General features: G+C 34.6%; 20 protein-coding genes and 2 pseudogenes. 9 read left to right on the top strand and 13 right to left on the bottom strand.

All coding sequences use genetic code 11. The annotated features are described in order from the left end of the window. Positions 1 to 38: 38 nt before the first annotated feature. Entirely contained in the window at positions 39 to 215 is a 177-nt protein-coding gene (locus LACWKB10_RS10305; RefSeq protein ID WP_235191502.1) for a hypothetical protein, read from the bottom strand. Next, positions 209 to 1,621 carry an ABC transporter ATP-binding protein gene (locus LACWKB10_RS05475; RefSeq protein ID WP_052060296.1) on the bottom strand — a complete coding sequence of 471 codons (1,413 nt, stop codon included), beginning with the start codon at positions 1,619 to 1,621 and terminating at the stop codon, positions 209 to 211. Before LACWKB10_RS05475 ends, LACWKB10_RS10305 begins: the two co-directional genes overlap by 7 nt. A gap of 180 nt (positions 1,622 to 1,801) precedes the next feature. Between LACWKB10_RS05475 and LACWKB10_RS05470 the strand changes: the two genes are divergently transcribed. The 4 genes from LACWKB10_RS05470 to LACWKB10_RS05460 all read left to right on the top strand — a co-directional run bounded on the left by LACWKB10_RS05470 (position 1,802) and on the right by LACWKB10_RS05460 (position 3,897). Next, positions 1,802 to 2,242 carry an 8-oxo-dGTP diphosphatase gene (locus tag LACWKB10_RS05470; RefSeq protein WP_034979797.1) on the top strand — a complete coding sequence of 147 codons (441 nt, stop codon included), beginning with the start codon at positions 1,802 to 1,804 and terminating at the stop codon, positions 2,240 to 2,242. Positions 2,243 to 2,483: 241 nt separating this feature from the next. Continuing rightward, on the top strand, positions 2,484 to 2,615 hold the full coding sequence (locus LACWKB10_RS10345) for a hypothetical protein (RefSeq protein ID WP_255358043.1): 132 nt from the start codon (positions 2,484 to 2,486) through the stop codon (positions 2,613 to 2,615). Positions 2,616 to 2,830: 215 nt separating this feature from the next. Beyond that, a complete protein-coding gene (locus tag LACWKB10_RS10000; protein WP_081945348.1) occupies positions 2,831 to 3,127 on the top strand; it encodes a matrixin family metalloprotease in 297 nt (98 codons plus the stop codon). 128 nt (positions 3,128 to 3,255) lie between these two features. Continuing rightward, positions 3,256 to 3,897, top strand: a complete 642-nt coding sequence (locus tag LACWKB10_RS05460) for a hypothetical protein (RefSeq protein WP_034979795.1) — start codon at positions 3,256 to 3,258, stop codon at positions 3,895 to 3,897. A 97-nt stretch (positions 3,898 to 3,994) separates the two neighbouring features. Here the strand turns inward: LACWKB10_RS05460 and LACWKB10_RS05455 are convergent. Further along, positions 3,995 to 4,404: pseudogene (locus LACWKB10_RS05455) on the bottom strand (IS30 family transposase); the annotation flags it as partial. Between LACWKB10_RS05455 and LACWKB10_RS09995 the strand changes: the two are divergent. After that, positions 4,388 to 4,912, top strand: a pseudogene (locus LACWKB10_RS09995) (transposase); the annotation flags it as partial. The pseudogenes LACWKB10_RS05455 and LACWKB10_RS09995 overlap by 17 nt on opposite strands. 109 nt (positions 4,913 to 5,021) lie before the next feature. On the opposite strand, the gene rpoD reads toward LACWKB10_RS09995, so the two are convergent. From rpoD to rpsU, 10 genes are all read right to left on the bottom strand, one after another. After that, positions 5,022 to 6,143, bottom strand: a complete 1,122-nt coding sequence (rpoD, locus tag LACWKB10_RS05445) for an RNA polymerase sigma factor RpoD (protein ID WP_034979792.1) — start codon at positions 6,141 to 6,143, stop codon at positions 5,022 to 5,024. Positions 6,144 to 6,156: 13 nt separating this feature from the next. Continuing rightward, a complete protein-coding gene (dnaG, locus tag LACWKB10_RS05440; RefSeq protein WP_034979789.1) occupies positions 6,157 to 7,962 on the bottom strand; it encodes a DNA primase in 1,806 nt (601 codons plus the stop codon). A 14-nt stretch (positions 7,963 to 7,976) separates the two neighbouring features. Continuing rightward, a complete protein-coding gene (glyS, locus tag LACWKB10_RS05435; protein ID WP_034979859.1) occupies positions 7,977 to 10,043 on the bottom strand; it encodes a glycine--tRNA ligase subunit beta in 2,067 nt (688 codons plus the stop codon). After that, positions 10,036 to 10,953 (bottom strand): glycine--tRNA ligase subunit alpha, encoded by a 918-nt coding sequence (gene glyQ, locus LACWKB10_RS05430; protein ID WP_034979786.1) that lies wholly within the window; start codon positions 10,951 to 10,953, stop codon positions 10,036 to 10,038. The genes glyS and glyQ overlap by 8 nt, the downstream gene beginning before the upstream one ends. 243 nt (positions 10,954 to 11,196) lie before the next feature. Continuing rightward, a complete protein-coding gene (recO, locus tag LACWKB10_RS05425; protein ID WP_034979783.1) occupies positions 11,197 to 11,952 on the bottom strand; it encodes a DNA repair protein RecO in 756 nt (251 codons plus the stop codon). Between the two features lies 1 nt (position 11,953). After that, positions 11,954 to 12,862 (bottom strand): GTPase Era, encoded by a 909-nt coding sequence (gene era, locus LACWKB10_RS05420; protein WP_034979780.1) that lies wholly within the window; start codon positions 12,860 to 12,862, stop codon positions 11,954 to 11,956. Continuing rightward, positions 12,862 to 13,383: an rRNA maturation RNase YbeY gene (gene ybeY, locus LACWKB10_RS05415; protein ID WP_034979777.1), complete on the bottom strand. Its 522-nt coding sequence runs from the start codon at positions 13,381 to 13,383 to the stop codon at positions 12,862 to 12,864. The genes era and ybeY overlap by 1 nt, the downstream gene beginning before the upstream one ends. 5 nt (positions 13,384 to 13,388) lie before the next feature. Further along, complete coding sequence (locus LACWKB10_RS05410) at positions 13,389 to 14,339, bottom strand: PhoH family protein (protein ID WP_034979774.1); 951 nt, start codon at positions 14,337 to 14,339, stop codon at positions 13,389 to 13,391. Positions 14,340 to 14,363: 24 nt separating this feature from the next. Next, on the bottom strand, positions 14,364 to 14,807 hold the full coding sequence (locus LACWKB10_RS05405; RefSeq protein WP_034979771.1) for a GatB/YqeY domain-containing protein: 444 nt from the start codon (positions 14,805 to 14,807) through the stop codon (positions 14,364 to 14,366). 140 nt (positions 14,808 to 14,947) lie between these two features. After that, a complete protein-coding gene (gene rpsU, locus LACWKB10_RS05400; protein WP_009560161.1) occupies positions 14,948 to 15,124 on the bottom strand; it encodes a 30S ribosomal protein S21 in 177 nt (58 codons plus the stop codon). 175 nt (positions 15,125 to 15,299) lie between these two features. Here rpsU and LACWKB10_RS05395 point away from each other — a divergent pair, with 175 nt between their 5' ends. From LACWKB10_RS05395 to LACWKB10_RS05380, 4 genes are all read left to right on the top strand, one after another. Continuing rightward, the gene (locus tag LACWKB10_RS05395) at positions 15,300 to 16,127 is read left to right on the top strand and encodes a pyruvate, water dikinase regulatory protein (protein WP_034979765.1); all 828 of its coding nucleotides are present in this window, start codon (positions 15,300 to 15,302) and stop codon (positions 16,125 to 16,127) included. 95 nt (positions 16,128 to 16,222) lie between these two features. After that, positions 16,223 to 17,818 carry an ABC transporter ATP-binding protein gene (locus LACWKB10_RS05390; protein WP_052060294.1) on the top strand — a complete coding sequence of 532 codons (1,596 nt, stop codon included), beginning with the start codon at positions 16,223 to 16,225 and terminating at the stop codon, positions 17,816 to 17,818. A gap of 133 nt (positions 17,819 to 17,951) precedes the next feature. Beyond that, complete coding sequence (msrA, locus tag LACWKB10_RS05385) at positions 17,952 to 18,488, top strand: peptide-methionine (S)-S-oxide reductase MsrA (RefSeq protein ID WP_034979761.1); 537 nt, start codon at positions 17,952 to 17,954, stop codon at positions 18,486 to 18,488. 139 nt (positions 18,489 to 18,627) lie between these two features. Further along, positions 18,628 to 19,506, top strand: coding sequence for a YitT family protein (locus LACWKB10_RS05380; protein WP_034979758.1), 879 nt, complete (start codon positions 18,628 to 18,630; stop codon positions 19,504 to 19,506).

The raw sequence follows: 19,506 nt of genomic DNA, 5'->3' as shown, positions 1-19,506 counted from the left end.
ATAATGAATTTTTATTAGATAAAGATAAAATAACGGTTTTAAATACTTTTTTTATTAGCTTCTAAATCGATCTTGCGATCAAACATTGTTGCCTCCTCTGTAGATATGTGATGAGCAACTTCGATCACTGTTCCGGAAAATTCTTTTAAAAAAGTAGCGTGAATTTTTCGAGATAATTTTGTGTCCAATGAGGAAGTAGCTTCGTCTGCTAACAAAATTTGTCTTTTTTGAGCAGTGCGCGGGCAATTTCTATGCGCTGATTTTGTCCTCCTGACAAATTTTTGCCTCCAAGACCAACTTGATACTGACACCCCTTTTTTCTTACCAGTTCTTCTAGACCAGCTTTAGCAACAACCTTATTCAGTTCTTGTTTGGTAACCTTTTGTCCTAAAGTAATATTGTATTCAATCGTGTCGTTTAAAATAAACGGTTGTTGATTGATCAAAGCAAAGAGTTCATGGTCTTTATTCCAATTGCCACTAGCTTTTTCTCCATTTATCAGGTAAGAGCCTAAATCCAGCTTATATTTTCCTATCAAGACTTTGAGCAAAGTTGATTTTCCCCAACCTGAAGGAGCCTGTAATAATATTTTTTCCCCCTTTTTGATTACTAAATTTACTTTTTGAAAAATAGTTTGTTTATCAAAATAGATTGTGGCATTAATTAAACTCAAATTATTGAAAACAGGGATTGAACTAATATCGCCTGCGGGTCTTTTATACTTTTGTATTTTTATAAATTTAGTCCAAATGGGAGTGGTCGTTTTAAAATCATTAACGCACATAAAAATATTAACTATCGGATTCACGAAATTATTCGAAAGCTGCACAATCATCATAAAAGTACTCAAGGCAATATTTCCTATAGTTATCAAATAAACTCCAACACTAAATGGAATAATCATGCCAAAACAATATGCGGCAAAAGAGGTTAATTCGTTTGCAATGCCCTTGGATAAATTCGTTGATTGTAAGGCGTCCTCCATTTCGCGAGCGCTTTTTATTAAGCGCTTAGCAATAGAATTTTCTGAATTATATAAAGAAAAAATGGTTGTGCCTTTAATCGTTTCCGTAACGGCAGCGGTATAATTACTATTTGCTTTTTCCCATTTTTTAGAATTAGCAGAAATTTTTTTACCGGCAAAATTTTGAACTAAGGCGGGAATTATTGCTGCAATAAAAAAGACCAAAGAAATAAACCAAGATGTAATCACTGCAGTGATAATAGCAGTCAAAAATTTTAAGATGTAATTAAAAACTTTTAATTCGGCAACAACTTTACTAGTCTCAATTTGTTTAAGGTCGTTTGTCATAAATGAAGTATCAAGTTTAGCTTGATCATTAATATTAACGATATGATCAGTTGCTATCTCTTTGATTTTGATGTTAATATCATGGATCAAATTTAAAAAGGAATACTGAAAAAGTATTCCAATTATACTGAAAATAATTAATCCGCTAATGGCGAATAAAGTTAATCCGAGCAAATTTCCCGTAGGCTTTTGAGCAAAGGAAATGAATACTTTTAATAGATAAGCTAAAAATACTGACTGAAATGAATCAAGAATTGAAATAATTAGAAAAAGAAAAAGTTTCCATTTCTTTGCATATTTGATAGCCATGTTATCCTCCTAAAACTTAAAACAGTATTACAAGTATAATGGAACAAATTAATAAATGCCACAAAATCCCTAGTATAATTTTAATTTGCCGGCAAAAAAGTGCGAAAAATTTTCTTTTTCTTTCTAAATTGCTATTTTATAATTGATAATAAGATTTAAAAGAAAGAGATTTTTGACTTAATGGATAGAACTGAACCTGTTACTTTGACAAATATGTGCATGATTAAAAAAAACGATAATATCTTAGTTTTGGATCGTAATGACCCTTATTGGCCAGGATTGACTTTTCCGGGTGGTCATGTGGAAAATCACGAATCTTTTTATGACTCAGTAGTGCGCGAGGTTAAGGAGGAAACGAATTTAGATATTAAAAATCCTCGTCTTTGTGGAATTAAACAATTTTATGATGAAAACGACCACCGCTATCTTGTCTTTTTTTATATTGCCACTAAATTCACCGGTAAAGTCAAGGCCTCAAGAGAAGGTAAATTAACCTGGATGACTAAAGAAGAACTTTTCAAACATAAATTAGCATATAATTTTGACAGGGATCTATTAGTTTACTTTAACCCGAATATTGATGAACATATATTAGATGGTGAGCGAGACGAATTATTCTGAGGAGTATACAAATGCTGTCGGAAAAAGGAATTAAGCGTTGGCACCTTGGATAAATAATTGTTCAAGAAATTTTGCTTATTGTGGCACTTGTGCTATTTTTCAAAATCAACCCCCTAACCAAGAGTAAACTTGGAGCAGTAGTAGTTCTGCCGGTTTTATTCATAGCATAATAATAAGTGTGTTAAAAGATGATTGTAAAAGTAGTTTGAAAATAATTTCAGATCAAAAAAAGGCCTATAGTATGAAAACTTTTAAAAAACTTTTGGCATGTATTAGCTTGCTTATATTTGGAGTAGGAATTACTGGCTCAAATTTTATTCAAGCAAATCAAGTTAAGGCAGATACTGACTACATTACACCTTCTGAGCCATGAAGGTACAAATATAATTCTGCTTATTACTATGACTTGTCAACTTCGAGTTATTATCAAGATGTTTGGAATAGTACGATTAATTCGTGGATAGTAACGGATTTTATTGGCAGGAAGCTTCAAATAGTTCGAAAACCACTTTAAGTAGTTATGATGGATCCGATAATTTGAGTATAGCCGGAAAAACAAATACGTAATATAATAAAAGTACGGGACAAATCATTAGTAATCAAGTTCTTTTAAATAGAGCTGCACTTACAGCTTATGGTTATTCAAAGAGTGAACGTGTTAATGTCGCTGAACATGAATTAGGACATGCACTTGGACTTGCTCATAATGAGCCCGACAGCATATCAGTTATGAACCCTGCTAACAGATCTTATAGTATTCAAGATTGTGATGTTCGTGGTATGAATGCAATCTATTCTACACCTGCCCTATTCTCCGTGAGAGATTCAGGAGATATTATAACTGTTACTACTAATATGAAAATTGTCCCAAAGAGCAATCGTTAGTGTAAGTGTAATGGATTAATTGATTTTTAATTACTTTTACACACGTTGTCCCTTAATTAAGCATTTAACTAAAGGACATTTTTAAAGTCGTAAATTTATGTTGGTTTCAGAAGGGAGTTGAAAATAATATGCGACTGAGCAAAGAAAAATTAGTTTTAGGATGTATATTATTATTAGGGTTATGCATTTTTGGGAGTCAAATATCTCATGCAAAAACAGTTCCTCAAATAAGTAAAACGACTTTGACTTTCAATAAGAAGGACAATGAAGCTAAACTAAAAGGTAAAGCTAAAGGTATTAAAAAGTTAAAGGTGCTATATAATAGAAATGTAATTAAAACAGTTAATATTAGTAAAAAAGGACGCTTTTCTTCAAATTTGAAATTTAGTGGCTATAAAGATGTTATCTTATGTGGTTTAAATAAGTCTGGTAAAGAAATAGTAACTAGACGAAAACTAAGCAGTAAAAATTATGCTTCACCTAAACCGATGATCAATGAGATTGAACGAAAAAATGGTACAATTTATTTTGACGTAAATGCCAATGAAAATAGTACTCTTATTTTTTATTATAATGGGAAGAAAATTTATACAACTAGAATGAATAAAACAAATTCTCATGACATGACAGTAGCTTTTTCAGATTTTAATCCTACTAATGATTCAAAATACATTTTTGTTAAACAAAAGCAAGTAGGTAAAAAGATTAGTCCGGCCATCAAAACATTAATTCCGGATGAGGGGCAATCTATCGTTTCAACGTATAATTAGACAAAACAAGGGTTCAATGTCATTAAGTTAAGCAAAACTTTTAATTTAAAAACTGCAATTTTTTAAATTCGAAAATTGCAATTTTAAGTTGAACACTCTACTTGATCTGATAGATGCAATCTAATCTTCTTTCGTATAATTCATCGGGTGTGTGGTAGGCTAAGATCTTGCGGGCAGGTTATTGCACCATTCCTCAATGCCATAGATTTGCCTTAAGTCATAATTCTTGATGCACTTGCCTTTAGGAATGAAGCGCCGGATTAGCCGGTTGTGCCGCTCAACCCCGCCCTTCTCACAAGAAGTATAAGGGTGCGCATAGTAGACCAGCGTCTGCGCAGCTTCTTCTAACTGGGCTAAATCCGCAAACTCAGAACCATTATCCGTGGTAATGGTCTTAAAGACTTCGTTCCAATGCTCCTGATATTGGCTGCGCAAGGTTTTAAAGGCCGCCATCACGCTGGCAGCCGTCTTATCTTTAATCGGGATAATCATGAATTTGCGGGTCATGAAGAAATTCAAAAGAACCAGCAGAGAGTGCAAACTGCTTAAAGCACCGTGGAAGCTGTATCTTAAGAAGTACCAGGAGCTTGACAAAATTCATCCGCATTACAATTGGCACTACAAAGACAGCCTGACGCAAGAGCAGGTAGTTAACGAAGGCATCGCCTGCAGCACGGAGCTCACTAATGCCTACAACCTGCTGCAGTCATTTTATGATGCTTTAGCCGCCAAAGATCCGCAGGCAATTAAAGAAGTCATTCATGCTAAAGAAGATGTTGGCTGGCAAATGCATCAAACACTGTTAACTTTTAAGCATAATCTAAAAGCAGTGATCAACGGGATAACATCGAATTATTTTAACGGCTGCTTAGAAGGCTTCAATCGCAAGATTAAACAAATTGAGCGCACAGCTTTTGGCTACGCCAATTTCTACAATCTGCTAACTAGGATCAGGCTGGCAGAAAACAAGGTGAAAGAAAAAGAACCAAGCAGTTTATTAGCTGCTTGGTTCTAATCATTTAGTCTCTATCAACAGGATTTGCCAAATAGCCATAAAAGTATCGTCATACTTCTATCTGCTTCCTACTTTAGGATGTTTGCCAAATAGCCTTTATTTTATCTTGTTAATCTAAGAAATCACGTAATTGATTTGATCTGCTTGGATGCCGTAATTTACGTAAAGCTTTAGCTTCAATTTGGCGAATACGTTCTCGGGTAACTCCAAACACTTTGCCAACTTCCTCAAGTGTTCTAGTTCGACCATCATCAAGTCCAAAACGTAAGCGAAGAACATTTTCTTCACGGTCTGTTAAGGTGTCAAGCACTTCTTCTAATTGCTCTTTGAGCATTTCATAAGAAGCATGTTGTTCTGGACTAGTTGCATCCTTATCCTTAATAAAATCTCCTAAATGTGAATCATCTTCTTCACCAATTGGAGTTTCCAAGGATACCGGCTCTTGAGCTATCTTTAAGATATCACGAACTTTAGACGTAGGCATGTCCATTTCTGCTCCTATTTCTTCTGGAGTTGGTTCACGTCCTAGGTCTTGCAGTAATTGTCTTTGGATCCTGATTAACTTATTAATAGTTTCTACCATGTGAACTGGAATTCTAATGGTTCTTGCCTGGTCGGCAATCGCACGAGTTATTGCCTGCCTGATCCACCAAGTTGCATAGGTTGAAAACTTGAAACCTAAGCTGTAATCAAATTTATCAACGGCTTTCATCAGCCCCATATTTCCTTCTTGAATGAGATCAAGAAAAGACATCCCACGGCCTACATAACGTTTGGCAATAGAAACAACTAAACGCAAGTTGGCTTCTGCCAGCTCCTGCTTAGCTTCTTCATCACCTTTTTCAATCCTTTTTGCTAAAGAAATTTCCTGATCTGCATTCAGTAGGGGTACCCGACCGATTTCTTTCAGATACATTCTAACAGGATCGTTCATTCTAACGCTTGAAGGTGCTGACATATCTTTTAATTCAGCTTTTTCAACATCTTTTTGCTTTTTCAAGGCTAATCTCGAGGGATTCCCTTTTTCATCAACAATACTGATGCCGTTATCCTCAAATTCTTGAACTAATTGGTCAACTGCTTTTCCCTGTAGTTTATAGGGCTTAATCAATTGAGCAACAAATTCTTTTTCCGTAATAGATTTATCTTTTTTAACATCTTTAACAACCTTTTTTACCATCTTGTCTAAAGATAATTTTTCGTTGCTAGCTGCTTTTTCCTTATCTGCCACAATAAGCCCCCCTTTAACCCTGAATTCTTTTTAACTGTAAAATTTTACGAGTAATATCTAATATTTCCTCTGTGTCAGTTTTTCGTTTTGCATCTTGTAAATCATTCATTAAATGGTGCAGTTCAATATTAATTTTGCGCATATTTAATGCGTTTATTTGCTCATCAATTTCGCGGTCTGAAAAATTCTGGGGCATGTTTGTCATTTCAGCATTAACTATTATACCTTGAAGTTCCCTCGGAATAAAATCTAAGAAACTATTAACTGTTGGATTTTCTTCATTTTCACTAAAATTTAACCATAATTCCGCTAATTTTTGAAATTCTGAGTCTGGAAACAGGAATTGATGGGATAATAGATATTCACGAGCATGTTTTGAATGAATAAATAAATATAATAAGCGAGTTTGAATAGGATCGCTAGCTTCCTGCTTTTGAACGTTATCAACTAGTGGATTTGAATAATTATAGGATTCACTTTGTTCTGGAGCAGCATAACCTTGATGCCTTTTTGCTTTATTTTGTTGCCTGCGGTATTTTGTCAAATTCACTTTAAGTGAATCTTGTTCCACTCCTTGTTCCTTGGCAATTTTGTTTAAATATAAATCTTGTTCAACTGGATTAGACAACTGAGCTATTTCTTTCATGGCATCATCTAAGTACGCTAATTTTTCCCTGTCATTTGCGAGATTATATTTCTGTTTTAACCTTTTCAAGAAAAAATCTGTTGGCGTCAATGCACCTTTTACTTCGTCCTTGTATTTTTCAATACCATATTTTTTTACAAATTCATCAGGGTCAAGTTTTTCTGGCAAAACAACAATTCCTAAGTTAAAGCCTCCAATTTGGTTGAACATTCTTGTTGCCCGTTCTTCGGCATGTACTCCCGGATCATCGCCGTCATAATTGATAATGATATTTTTAGTAATCCTGCGTAACATATATACTTGTTGATCTGTCAAACTGGTTCCCATTGAAGCAATGCCAGACTTTATTCCGGCTTTATATGCTGCAATTACATCCATGTATCCTTCATACAAAATCAAATGATTTTCACTTCGGACTGCCTTTTTTGCTTCAGCAAAATGGAACAGAGTCTTTGATTTAGTAAATACTTCGGTCTCAGGACTATTAATATATTTGGCTTCAGTTTTATCATTAGAAAGTCTTCTTCCAGAAAACCCGACCACATAGTCCCCTTCATTACTAAGCGGAAACATTAGTCGTTCCCTAAAGCGATCAAATAATTCTCCATTTTGAGATTGAACAAACAAACCACTTTTTACCAAATCCTCATCTTTAAAATCTTTTTCTCTCAGATAAGTCAAGAGTAAATTGTTTTGTTTGGGAGCATAACCAATTCGAAAGTGACTAATAATGTCATGGTCAAGACCACGCTTTTTTGCATAGTTATACCCGGGCTTTCCCGCATTAGTAGAAACTAATACTCGATGATAAAAGTCAGCTGCTTCTTCATTTATCTTGATGAGAACATTCGAAAATTTAGGCTTTTGACTGGAATATTCTCCAATGTCAATATGAGCAAAATCTGCTACTTTTTGAACACTTTCCGGAAAGGTTAAATTTTCCTTATACATGAGGAACGAAAAAACATTGCCACCTTTTCCGCAACCAAAGCACTTGAAAAACTGTTTTCCTTCGCTAACAGTAAATGAAGGAGTTTTTTCTTCATGAAAAGGACAGAGACCGACATAGTCTTTGCCTTTCTTTTCAAGTGAAACGTACTGACTTATGACATTGACAATATTCACATTATTACGAACTTTAGCAATTGTTTCTTCAGGTATAAGACCAGCCATCTTTCCACCTACTCTTATTTAATAACTAATTTGCTTAGATCGCCAAGTCGTTTTGCAAGTTGAGCTACTTCGTTAAGCTGCGCCAAGCGGTTATTTTTAATAGTCTCATTCTTATCCATTATCATATTTGTTTCAAAGTAAACGTCAATGACAGGTTGTAGCTTCACAAAACTATCATATAGTTCTGCGAGATTATCAACTTTACTTAATTTCTTTACACCATCAGCAAGTTCAGTTTCAGTATTATTTTCAAACATTTCTCGTTTTACAACATTCTGCCCCTTGTACTTAGCTTTTTGCAAAATATTGTTTATTCTGATTAAGCTTTCAACAACTGGCTTGAATTTATCATCATCATGGTGTAATTGCAAAACTTTTGCTGCAGCCAAAATTTGGATGGGATCTTGTTGACTTGAAGCTAGAACTGCATCAATGATGTCATATTTATAGTTATTTTTCTGTAAATACTGTTTAATACGATCCCGAATAAAGGATGAAATTTCCTCTTCCTGTTCAGCTTTTTTAGGCAGTTTAGCCGGTGTCTTATTTTCAAGAGCTGAAACAATTTCCGGTAGCATTTCATTAAATGGTAATGACCATTTTTGGTTTAACAATATTCGTACAATGCCATAAGCATAACGACGTAGAGCATATGGATCATTTGATGAACTAGGAATCATGCCAACAGCAAAGAAAGTAATAATTGTATCTATTTTATCAGCAACAGATAATAATGAACCCACTGTTGTTTTAGGCAATTCACCTTCAGAAGTGGTCGGCATATAATGCTCTTCAATAGCATCAGCAACATCATCCTTTTCACCTGCTAATTTTGCGTAGTGTCTGCCCATTACTCCTTGAAGTTCAGCAAATTCTCCCACCATTTGAGTAACTAAATCAAACTTGTACAATTCGCTGGCACGGTCAAAGTCTTTAACAACCTGTTCATCAAGTTGCCATTTGTTAGCTAAAAAATCACCTATAATACGGACACGCTTCATTTTTTCAGACATTGATCCAATTTTATCGTGAAACGAAACGTTATCAAGTTTTTGAACAAAATGGCTCAGAGGATATTTACGGTCCTCATCGTAAAAGAATTGTGCATCATCCAGACGTGCTACTAGAACTTTTTCATTTCCTGAAACAACATTTTCCAAGTAATCTTTATTACCATTACGTACAGCTACGAAATGATTAATCAAGTTGCCATTTTGATCATAAACTTCAAAATAACGTTGATTATCTTTCATGGAAGTTATTAATACTTCTTTAGGCATTTCCAAATACTTTTTGTCAAAAGAACCAGTGAAAACTGTAGGATATTCAACTAGATTTGTTACTTCTTCAAGTAAACTTTTATCAGGCTTAATTTGCCAATTATTCTTTTTTACTAACTTATTCATTTGGTCAACTATCATTTTGCGACGTTTTGTTGCATCAGCAATTACAAATTGATCTTTTAAGGCGTCTTCGTAGTCGCTGCTATTAGCCAAAACCACACTATCGCCCAGGAAACGATGACCTTCTGTCTTTCTTCCCGCCGTAATATCGAGGATTTTGACAGGCACTACTTCGTTACCATAAAGTGATACCAGCCAATGAATAGGACGAACAAATTCAAAATCATGAGAGTCCCACCGCATCTTGGTTGGAAAAGTCATAGCTTTAACGATGTCGCTCATTCCTAAAAGAATATCAGTTGTTTTTTTACCTTCTTTTCGGACATGCACATAAGCATATTCGGTACCTTTTAATTCTTCAAAGTAAATATCATCAGTAGTCATTCCTTGACCACGGGCAAATCCTTGAGCAGCTTTAGTCCAATTTTTATCCTGATCCAAAGCAATTTTTTTGGCAGGTCCTTTTTTAATTTCATCAATATCAGCTTGCTTTTCAGAAAGCTCTTCTACTAGAACTGTTAATCTCCGAGGCGTAGAGAAGGTTTTAATACACTTAAATTTAAGTTTATTTTCTTTCAGAAATTTTTCGGTTCTTTCAGCTAATTGCTTAACGCTCTTTCCCACCACATGAGCTGGCATTTCTTCAATGCCAATTTCAAATAAATAATCTTTAGCCATTTTCAAGTCCCGCCTTCTTATCTTCTGCACTTTTCAATAAAGGAAAACCCCTTTTTTCACGCTCTTCTACAAAACATACAGCTACCTCATGTGCTAATTTCCTAATTCTAGCTAAATATCCTGCTCGTTCAGTAACCGACACAGCTCCTCGAGCATCAAGCAAATTAAATGTATGGGAACATTTCAAAATATAGTCATAAGCCGGTTGTACTAAATTCAACCCAATTAATTCTTGAGCTGTTCTTTCGTATACGTCAAAAAATTTTAATAGATCTTCTTGATTAGATTCATCAAAGGCATATTTAGAGTTTTCATATTCAGCTTCTTTAAAAATGTCACTGTATAAAACGCCATCACCCCATTCAAGATCGAAAACAGAATTAACATCTTGGATATAGGAAGCCAGTCGTTCAACCCCATAGGTAATTTCACTCATTGTTGGCTTAACATCAAGTTCACCAACAGTTTGAAAGTAAGTAAACTGACTTACTTCCATACCGTCAAGCCATACTTCCCAGCCAACTCCAGCGCAGCCCATTGAAGGATTTTCCCAGTTGTCTTCGACAAAGCGAATATCGTGTTCCAATGGATTTATTCCTAATTCTTTCAAACTATCCAGATAATATTGCTGGATCTTTTCTGGAGCAGGTTTAATTACTACTTGAAATTGATGGTGCTGAAACAAGCGATTAGGGTTATCTCCATACCTACCATCAGCCGGACGCCTTGAGGGTTCTACATAGCAAGCTGCCCATGGTTCCGGACCAACAGCTCGCAAAAAGGTGTATGGACTCATAGTTCCTGCTCCCTTTTCAACATCATAAGAAGGCATTACCATGCATCCTTTCGAAGACCAAAACTTCTCTAGTTTAAAAATCATATCTTGAATATTTAATTTTTTCTGTGCCATTTTTATTTCCTTCCTGCATAAGACCATAAAAAAAGCCTATGCAAAACATGCATAGGGACGAGATTTAGTCGCGGTTCCACCCTAATTCAGGAAATAAATTCCTGCTCTTAATTAATTTAGCTAGAGGTGCCTTTTCCCAGATGCTCTCACACTCCCAGCACTCGCTTAACTGGTACTTTTTTTATCCTCATTATAGCCGAAACATATTATTATTTTATCATAAAATGCATGTGATCTGAAGGGCTAGTCAGTTAATTTCAATTCGTCCAAAAACTTTTTAGTTTTGAGGTTGAGATCAATTGTTTCCTGATAAATACGGTCAATTGCTCTGCGTGTAGCTTTTTTAGTAGGAGATTTAATTTTAATATCACCTAACTTGTTAAATGGAAGTAAAAAGATAGTTCTCAAAACAGCTGTTTCCTTCGGTTTTAAATGTAGACGACCTGGATCAGCATAAAAATGCTTACTGCACAGGATGCCGCCATTTTTGATTGAGTAGTCAAACACTCCCTGCTTTTCACCACAGATCACACAGCTTCTCAGCTCTGGTTCAACCCCATAAGCCGCTAGTAATTGCATTTGTACTATTTGAGTTATCATTTCGGGATCGGTTCCAAAATTAATTTTTTGCAAAGCAAATTTTGCAAGATCGTAATACCTGCCTAAATCCTGATATTCAATAAATGCGTGATCGATTAAGTCAAGAATAAAAGAAGCATACGCATTTTTTATTAAATCATCATATAATCCATCAAATTGTTTTACATTCTTGTAAGTCCTTAAAGTACTTAAACCGTGTCCAGATGAATAAATGACATAGGTTCCATACGAAAAATTCAGTAATGAAGCACCTAATTTAGATTTTGATTTTAGAGCACCGCGGGCAAGAAGTGTAATTATGCCATTTTTTTCGGTCATTATTTTAGCCAATAAATCAGCTTCATGATACTTTTGTCTTTTAAAAATTATCCCTTGCACTTCTCTTAATTGACGAGCCATCTCAGGCAAGATCCTTAAGGTTATAACCTATTTGCCTTAAAAATTTAGGATCAGAACGCCAATTATGCTGGACTTTTACCCAAAGATTCAAGTTAACTTTTTCACCTAATAAATCTTCAATTTGTCGTCTGGAATTGATACCAATTTGCTTAAGCATCTTGCCGCCCTTACCAATGATTATTCCTTTTTGGCCACTTTTTTCTACATAAATAGTGGCCTCTATTTGTAGCTTATTGTTCTCATGCTTGTTCATTTGTTCCACCCAAACTGCAGCAGCATGAGGAACTTCTTCAGCTGTAAACTTTAAAATTTGTTCACGAATCAGTTCTGCAACCATAAAATATTCAGGACGATCTGTTATTTGATCTGTGCCATAATACTTAGGTCCTTCAGGTAAATATTGATATAAAACCTGAATTAGATCACTAATTCCAACTCCCTGAGTTGCAGATACAGGCAAAAACTCCTTAAAAATATTTAGCTTACGATATTGATCAATTATTGGTAAAAGTTCATTTGGATTAACTCGATCTACTTTATTAATAAGGAGCACAATGGGAACTTTTGACTTTTGCAATATTTCCGCAATATAAGCATCACCTTTGCCCATTTTTTCCGGTTCTACCATAAACAAAATGAGGTCAACATCGTTCAAGCTAGATAAGCTGGCTTTATCCATGTAATTATCTAAATCAAGGTGTGGCTTAAATATCCCAGGTGTATCAATAAAAATTGCCTGCATTTCATCAGTTGTATAAATTCCAGAAATTTTATTACGCGTAGTTTGTGGCTTACTGGAAGTAATTGCTACTTTTTGCCCTACTAGATAATTCATTAAAGTAGATTTACCAACGTTAGGTCTTCCTAACAAAGCAACAAATCCAGATTTTATTTTCTTGTTTTCAACCATTATTTACCTCTGCCTTCATCCAACTGATCTGGATACAATGGCAAACCATAATCTCCCAACACTTTTCCTTGTATTTTAAACATGGTTTTTGCCTCGTTTGGTTCAATATGATCATATCCGTTAAGATGCAAAAAGCCGTGAACTAAAGTATAACCGAATTCACGATCCCAACCTGTACCATATTCCTTACTGTGTCGCATAATAACGCTTGGACACATAAATAAATCACCAATATCTTCAATGAATTCAGGATCATCAAACACACTAAAGTCGATTTGATCTTCCCCATCTTCAATAGCAAAAGAAATCACATCAGTTGGTCTGTTTTTACCGCGATATTTTTTATTAATTTCATTACTGCGTTTTTCATCAATGAAATTAATACTCATTTCTAAATTGTTCTTTTTATTTATTTCCTTTTTAGCAAGCAAAAGGAGATTGGTAATCCACTTTTGCCAATCACGTTTTTCATTTTCAAGGAAACCAACTTCATCATTAAAAGTAATATCTATTGAATCCATTAAATCTATTTTTCTTCCTTTTCGTAGGCATTAATAATTTTAGCAACAACCGGATGACGAACAACATCATTAGCTGAAAACCAGATAAATTTAATTTGTTCAATTTTCTTCAAAATACGTTCAGCATCTATTAAACCACTGTGTTGTTTACCGGGAAGATCAACCTGCGTCATATCACCATTAACGATCATTTTCGAATTAAAGCCTAACCTGGTTAAAAACATTTTCATTTGCGCATCAGTAGTATTTTGAGCTTCATCAAGAATAACAAATGCATCATCTAACGTACGTCCACGCATATATGCTAATGGAGCCACTTCAATAACTCCTCGTTCCATTAAATGATCAGTAGTATTTGTCCCTAAAATAGCATAAAGCGAATCATAAATGGGTCTCAGGTATGGATCAACTTTTTCTTTAAGATCACCAGGTAAAAATCCCAGTGACTCTCCAGCTTCAACTGCAGGTCTGGTCAAAATAATCCTTGAAACTTCACCCTTTTTAAAAGCTGCAACAGCACAAACCACGGCGATAAACGTCTTACCGGTACCAGCAGGACCGATTCCAAATACTACATCATTTTTTTCAATGGCTTCGACATATTTTTTCTGTCCCATATTTTTGACTCTAATCGGCTTGCCTTTAGCATCCCGAATTAAAATCTTTTTATATAGGTCAGGAAAATATTCAGTTGTTCCCTTATCAGCCATTTTCATTGCGCTGACAACGTCAGCAGGACCAATATTAATATTGGCACTAACAACGCTATCTAAAGCTTTCAGAACAGCTAAAACTTTTTTGATGTCATTATCATCACCTTGAATAGCTATACTGTTGCCAGTATCAATTACACTGGCATTATATCCAGTTGATAAAAGACTTAAATTCTTATCATTAATACCAACTAATTTTTGGATGTTCTCAGGATTTTTAGGAATAAAATTGGTTTGGGCCAAATAACTCTGCTCCTTTTCTTGTGCCTATTTCAACTGTTTGCGCACCGCATTAGAAGCTGCTTTACCATCAGCTTTACCTTTAATTTTAGGCATTAAAACTTTCATTACTTTACCAAAATCCGATTTACCTTGAGCATTAACTTCTGCAATTGCCGATGAAACGGCTTGATTGAGCTCTTCTTCCGTCATTTGTTTAGGCAGATAGCTTTCAACAATTGCCAATTCCTGTTTGGTTTCATCCGCCAAGTCTTTACGATCAGCCTTGGTAAATTCATCAATTGATTCTTCACGTTGCTTTTTTTCTCGGCTAAGGACCGTCAATTCTTCTTCAGCGGTCAAATCATGACCTGCTTTAATTTTTTCATTCATTAAAGCAGACTTGATCATACGAACAGTGTTCAGTCTAACCTTGTCGCGAGCTTTCATCGCTTCTTTCATGTCTGACATTATTTGCTCAGATAAACTCAAATGAATTCCCTCTTTCTTCACAAAATCTAGGTAAATTATAACAAATTTACACCCTAGTTTAAATTAAATAAAACATTAAACTTTAATTATTGTTAATAAAAAAAACGACTTCTACCTGTTTGATAAAAGTCGTTTATAAATTAATAATGTCTGCGCTTCCGAGCAGCTTCAGATTTAAGCTTCCTACGAACGCTAGGTTTCTCATAAAACTCGCGCTTGCGGTATTCTTGTAGTGTACCGCTTCTAGAAACGGAACGTTTAAAACGACGAAGAGCATCATCAATAGACTCGTTTTCGTGAACGACTGTCTTTGCCATATGTGATCCCTCCTTCCATTTCTTGACGTTACCGTCATACATTTAACTAAATTATATCAAACATCACCGGTGGGTCAATACAAACGTACAATATTTTTAAAATTTTTCATAGAAAAAACTTAACCTGTTAATGATTTTTGTTAAATTGTATAATTGAAGAAAAAAGGAGTAAATAATGGCTGAAGAAACAACAAAAAAAGAAGTTAACATAATAATAATTTCAGATTCTGCTGGGGATACTGCTTTTAATAATGCTGTTGCCGCAGCTGCCCAGTTTCCTGATGCGCAAATTAATTATAGAAGATATCCGTTTATAATTAATAAGGAGAAATTAGAAGAGACCTTTGAAGAAATAGTTCAATATCCAAATTTATTGCTTATTTACAGTCTGGTAAAAGATGAAATGCAAATACCAGTTATTCGGTTTGTTAGAGAACATCATATTCAAAGTGTTGATATTTTATCTCCTGCTATCGAATCGATTCAAAAATTAACTGGTTTGAAACCGCAACAAAAAATAGGTGCTCAGCATAAAATGAATCAAAAATACTTTGATCGCATTTCAGCTATGGAGTTTGCGGTTATGTATGATGATGGCAAAGACCCTAAGGGGTTTTTAGAAGCTGATGTCGTACTTTTGGGAGTATCGCGTACATCGAAAACTCCCTTATCATTGTTTTTAGCTAATAAAAATCTCAAAGTCGCAAATCTGCCATTAGTTCCAGATACCCATATCCCGAAAGAAATATATCAAATTGATCCTAAAAAAATTATTGGTTTGACAAATGACCTTTCTGTGTTAAATGAAATCAGACGAGAAAGAATGATTTCCTATGGTTTAAATCCAGATACCTCCTATTCTAATATCGATGCTATAAAAAAAGAATTGGATTCAGCACAAAAGCTTTATGATCAGCTTGGTTGTTTTGTAATAAATGTTGCTCACCGCTCGATCGAAGAGACCGCAGCAATTATCATGAACCACTTAGGAGTTCAAAACTAATTTTTTCTTTGTTTGCATTGTTTTCATTATTTAACTTCCATATAATTAATTTAATGTTAAAAAATTAAACTATTGAAGCCAACTGAGGCAAAATAATGACAAACAAACAAGCTAATAAATCAATCAGAAGAGTGGTTGTTCTCAGACTGATCTTAATCGCTATTTTTGGCGGGATCACCGCCTTAGATGGCATTATTAGCCCAATCCTAATTGGTAAATTAATGGATAATATCAGTAAAAAAGAATTTTCTACTTCGTTCATCCTATTAGTAGTATTTTTACTGTGTTTTGTTTTAGTTAACACTTCTTTTTGGATTTGGCGCCTATTAAGCCTGAATATCAGAAAAATTATTAACAAATGGCTGAGAAGTCAGGCAGTTGAAAACTACAATGATCATCCACAACTACAGTCGAGTAAAATTTTAAATTTTATCAATGTCACTATTAAACAATTTGAAAACCAGATCATTGATTCTGTAATTATGCTCATTTATTGCATTGAGCAAGCAGTAATAACTTTATTCTTCGTAATTAGGATCAACCCTATATTAGGTCTGACCTATTTAATATTAGGATTTATACCAGCAGTAGTTCCCTTTGTTTTTAAAAAATGGCTGAGCAAATCAACTGACCGGTGGAACAAGTCATACCAGAGCTACTCACTGCACACCACTGAATACTTTAACGGCTTTTATACCATCAAAAGATTTGAAAGCTTGTTAATCTTTAAGGATAAGCTGAACAATCTCTTAAATGATGCGGAAAATAAATATTATCAAATGGATGCGGACAAGGAACATTCACGTTTTGTTTCTAACTTGCTCTATTCATTATCTACCATTCTTTCTTTGGGTTTGGGCGTTTACTTTGTCAGCATTGGTCAATTAACTGCTGGTGCATTAATGTCCTTATATTTAGCAGCAGACAGGGTTACAAGTCCCATAATTAGTTCTATTCAATTCACTAACCAGTTACTTTCTAGCCGACCATTAATTGATTCATGCAAAAATATTATTTCTAACAAAGAAAAACCAATTAATAATATCGTGCCTCAAAAATTTACAGATGATACTGTGCTAGAAATTGATGATGGTTCATTTGGTTATGATAAAGCCATTATCACTAATCTATCTTTTAGTGCAAGCAATAGTGAAAAAATTTTAATTTCTGGTAGATCAGGAATTGGTAAAACAACTATTGTAAAAACAATGCTGAACGAACTCAAATTGTTGGGCGGTTCAATTAAATACAGCAACACTTTATATGCTAAACCGATTTATGATAACATCGGTGTCTTAGCTCAAGAGACAACCATTTTTACCGGTACCCTGCTTTTTAACTTGTGTCTTGGTCAAAATTATCCGACTGCTTCAATTTTACAAGTTTTAAATGAAGTCGGATTAACCAAATTTGCTAGTGAGAATGCACTGAATATGAGGCTTGGTGAAGGTGCCAACGTCTTATCTGGAGGAGAAAAGAGAAAGTTAGAATTGGCCAGGCTGCTACTGCGCAATAAAAAGTTATTACTGGTTGATGAAGCATTATCAGGTTTAGATAAAGAAAGCTACAGCCAAGTTTTTGACTTGATTCTCAATTTTCCTGGCACAGTGATTGATATTGAACACAATGTTCAGCCTGCATTTGCTAAAAAATATGATAAAGTAATAGAACTTGATCAGTATGCTTTATGATACAGAAACAGATTTAAGTTAATTATTTACTAAGTTTAATAATTTTAAGCTCATCAATTGCAGTAAACTACCGGGCAAAATAAAATGGAGTAAAATAGTAATCTAATCTAGCAATAGAAAGCGTGGAGAATTTATGCATGAAAATAAAGAAAAATTAGATACAGCTATTTTCGCCGGTGGTTGCTTTTGGTGCATGGTTAAACCGTTTGACTCTTTACCGGGAATTAAAAAAGTAATTTCAGGTTATACCGGTGGACATGTGCCAAACCCAACCTATGAACAAGTATGCACGGGTGAAACGGGACACACTGAAGCTGTTGAAATCACTTATGATCCCAAAATTATGCCTTATGAAAAATTAATAGAATATTATTGGCAAGTAACTGATCCAACAGATGCATCAGGACAATTTCAAGATCGTGGCGATAATTATCGCCCCGTAATTTTTTATAATTCAGATGCGCAAAAAAAAGCAGCAGAAAAGTCCAGAGCAGATTTGCAAAATAGTGGCAGATTTGATGAGCCAATAGTTACTAAAATTGAACCAGCCAAGCCATTTTATCCTGCTGAAGATTATCATCAAGATTTTTACAAAAAAAATCCGCTACGTTATAGTTTAGAAGAATCTGGTGGCAGAGAAGATTTCATCAAACAACATTGGCAAAATTAAACCAAGATAAATTAAAAACCTCTTTAAATTTCACGTAAATGTGTTAGTATACTTAAGAAAAATACTAGTTTTTATACTTTATATAGAAACTAGTATTTATTATTTTAATTAGCATTTTTTGAAAAGGAATAATTGAATAATGGACCAGCTTGACGCATTTAATCGGCGGTATAATCTACTCTCTAAAATTTCTGCCTCATTCTTCTATTCGCTAGCCGTAGCTGTGGCTCTAAATTTCTTCTGGACGCCAGGACACATGTATTCTTCAGGAATAACTGGTTTTGCCCAATTAATCAATACTATGAGCGAACGGTATTTACCTATTACTTTATCAACTTCGGCTTTATATTTTGTGTTGAACTTACCCTTGCTTTTGCTTGCCTGGGTAAAGATTGGACATAAATTTACTTTTTTTACAGTCATTACAGTCATTCTCGGATCAATTATGATGCGAGTGGTACAACCAATCAACATGCACATTGATCCACTTGTCTGTGCAATTTTTGGTGGTATGATCAATGGTCTGGGAACAGGATTTGCACTCAAGAATGGTATATCTACAGGTGGACTTGACATTATAGGCATAGTCATTCAGAGGAAAACAGGAACCAGTTACGGTAAAATCAGTATCTTAATTAATTTAATAATTATAGCTGCTGCTGGATTTGCTTTCGGATGGACACGTGCATTATATTCTGCCCTGACAATTTTTATCAATGGACGAGTAATTGATGCCGTTTATACTCAACACCAAAAGCTGCAGGTAACCATCGTTACAGAACAGCCTCACGCTATTATTGATGGCATTCAGGAAAAAATGCACCGTGGCATCACTATTTTTCATGATGTTGAAGGAGCTTACAGTCATAATGAGAAAAAAGTTTTGATAACTGTGATTGATCGCTATGATATGTATGATGTTCTACATATAGTTAAAAAAAGTGACCCTTATGCGTTTATGAGTGTTACAGAAGTAGAACGGGTTTATGGCAGTTTTAAGGAACAAGAAATAGTTTAA

The organism is Lactobacillus sp. wkB10 (assembly GCF_000760615.1).
GTDB classification, from domain to species: Bacteria; Bacillota; Bacilli; order Lactobacillales; family Lactobacillaceae; genus Lactobacillus; species Lactobacillus huangpiensis.
This window is presented reverse-complemented; position numbering and strand designations above follow the sequence as displayed.

Coding starts and splice junctions, on each gene's coding strand:
- LACWKB10_RS05475 (WP_052060296.1), bottom strand. CDS start 1,621: ATGGCTATCAAATATGCAAAGAAATGGAAACTTTTTCTTTTTCTAATT.
- LACWKB10_RS05470 (WP_034979797.1), top strand. CDS start 1,802: ATGGATAGAACTGAACCTGTTACTTTGACAAATATGTGCATGATTAAA.
- LACWKB10_RS10345 (WP_255358043.1), top strand. CDS start 2,484: ATGAAAACTTTTAAAAAACTTTTGGCATGTATTAGCTTGCTTATATTT.
- LACWKB10_RS05460 (WP_034979795.1), top strand. CDS start 3,256: ATGCGACTGAGCAAAGAAAAATTAGTTTTAGGATGTATATTATTATTA.
- dnaG (WP_034979789.1), bottom strand. CDS start 7,962: ATGGCTGGTCTTATACCTGAAGAAACAATTGCTAAAGTTCGTAATAAT.
- glyS (WP_034979859.1), bottom strand. CDS start 10,043: ATGGCTAAAGATTATTTATTTGAAATTGGCATTGAAGAAATGCCAGCT.
- glyQ (WP_034979786.1), bottom strand. CDS start 10,953: ATGGCACAGAAAAAATTAAATATTCAAGATATGATTTTTAAACTAGAG.
- recO (WP_034979783.1), bottom strand. CDS start 11,952: ATGGCTCGTCAATTAAGAGAAGTGCAAGGGATAATTTTTAAAAGACAA.
- era (WP_034979780.1), bottom strand. CDS start 12,862: ATGGTTGAAAACAAGAAAATAAAATCTGGATTTGTTGCTTTGTTAGGA.
- ybeY (WP_034979777.1), bottom strand. CDS start 13,383: ATGGATTCAATAGATATTACTTTTAATGATGAAGTTGGTTTCCTTGAA.
- rpsU (WP_009560161.1), bottom strand. CDS start 15,124: ATGGCAAAGACAGTCGTTCACGAAAACGAGTCTATTGATGATGCTCTT.
- LACWKB10_RS05395 (WP_034979765.1), top strand. CDS start 15,300: ATGGCTGAAGAAACAACAAAAAAAGAAGTTAACATAATAATAATTTCA.
- LACWKB10_RS05390 (WP_052060294.1), top strand. CDS start 16,223: ATGACAAACAAACAAGCTAATAAATCAATCAGAAGAGTGGTTGTTCTC.
- msrA (WP_034979761.1), top strand. CDS start 17,952: ATGCATGAAAATAAAGAAAAATTAGATACAGCTATTTTCGCCGGTGGT.
- LACWKB10_RS05380 (WP_034979758.1), top strand. CDS start 18,628: ATGGACCAGCTTGACGCATTTAATCGGCGGTATAATCTACTCTCTAAA.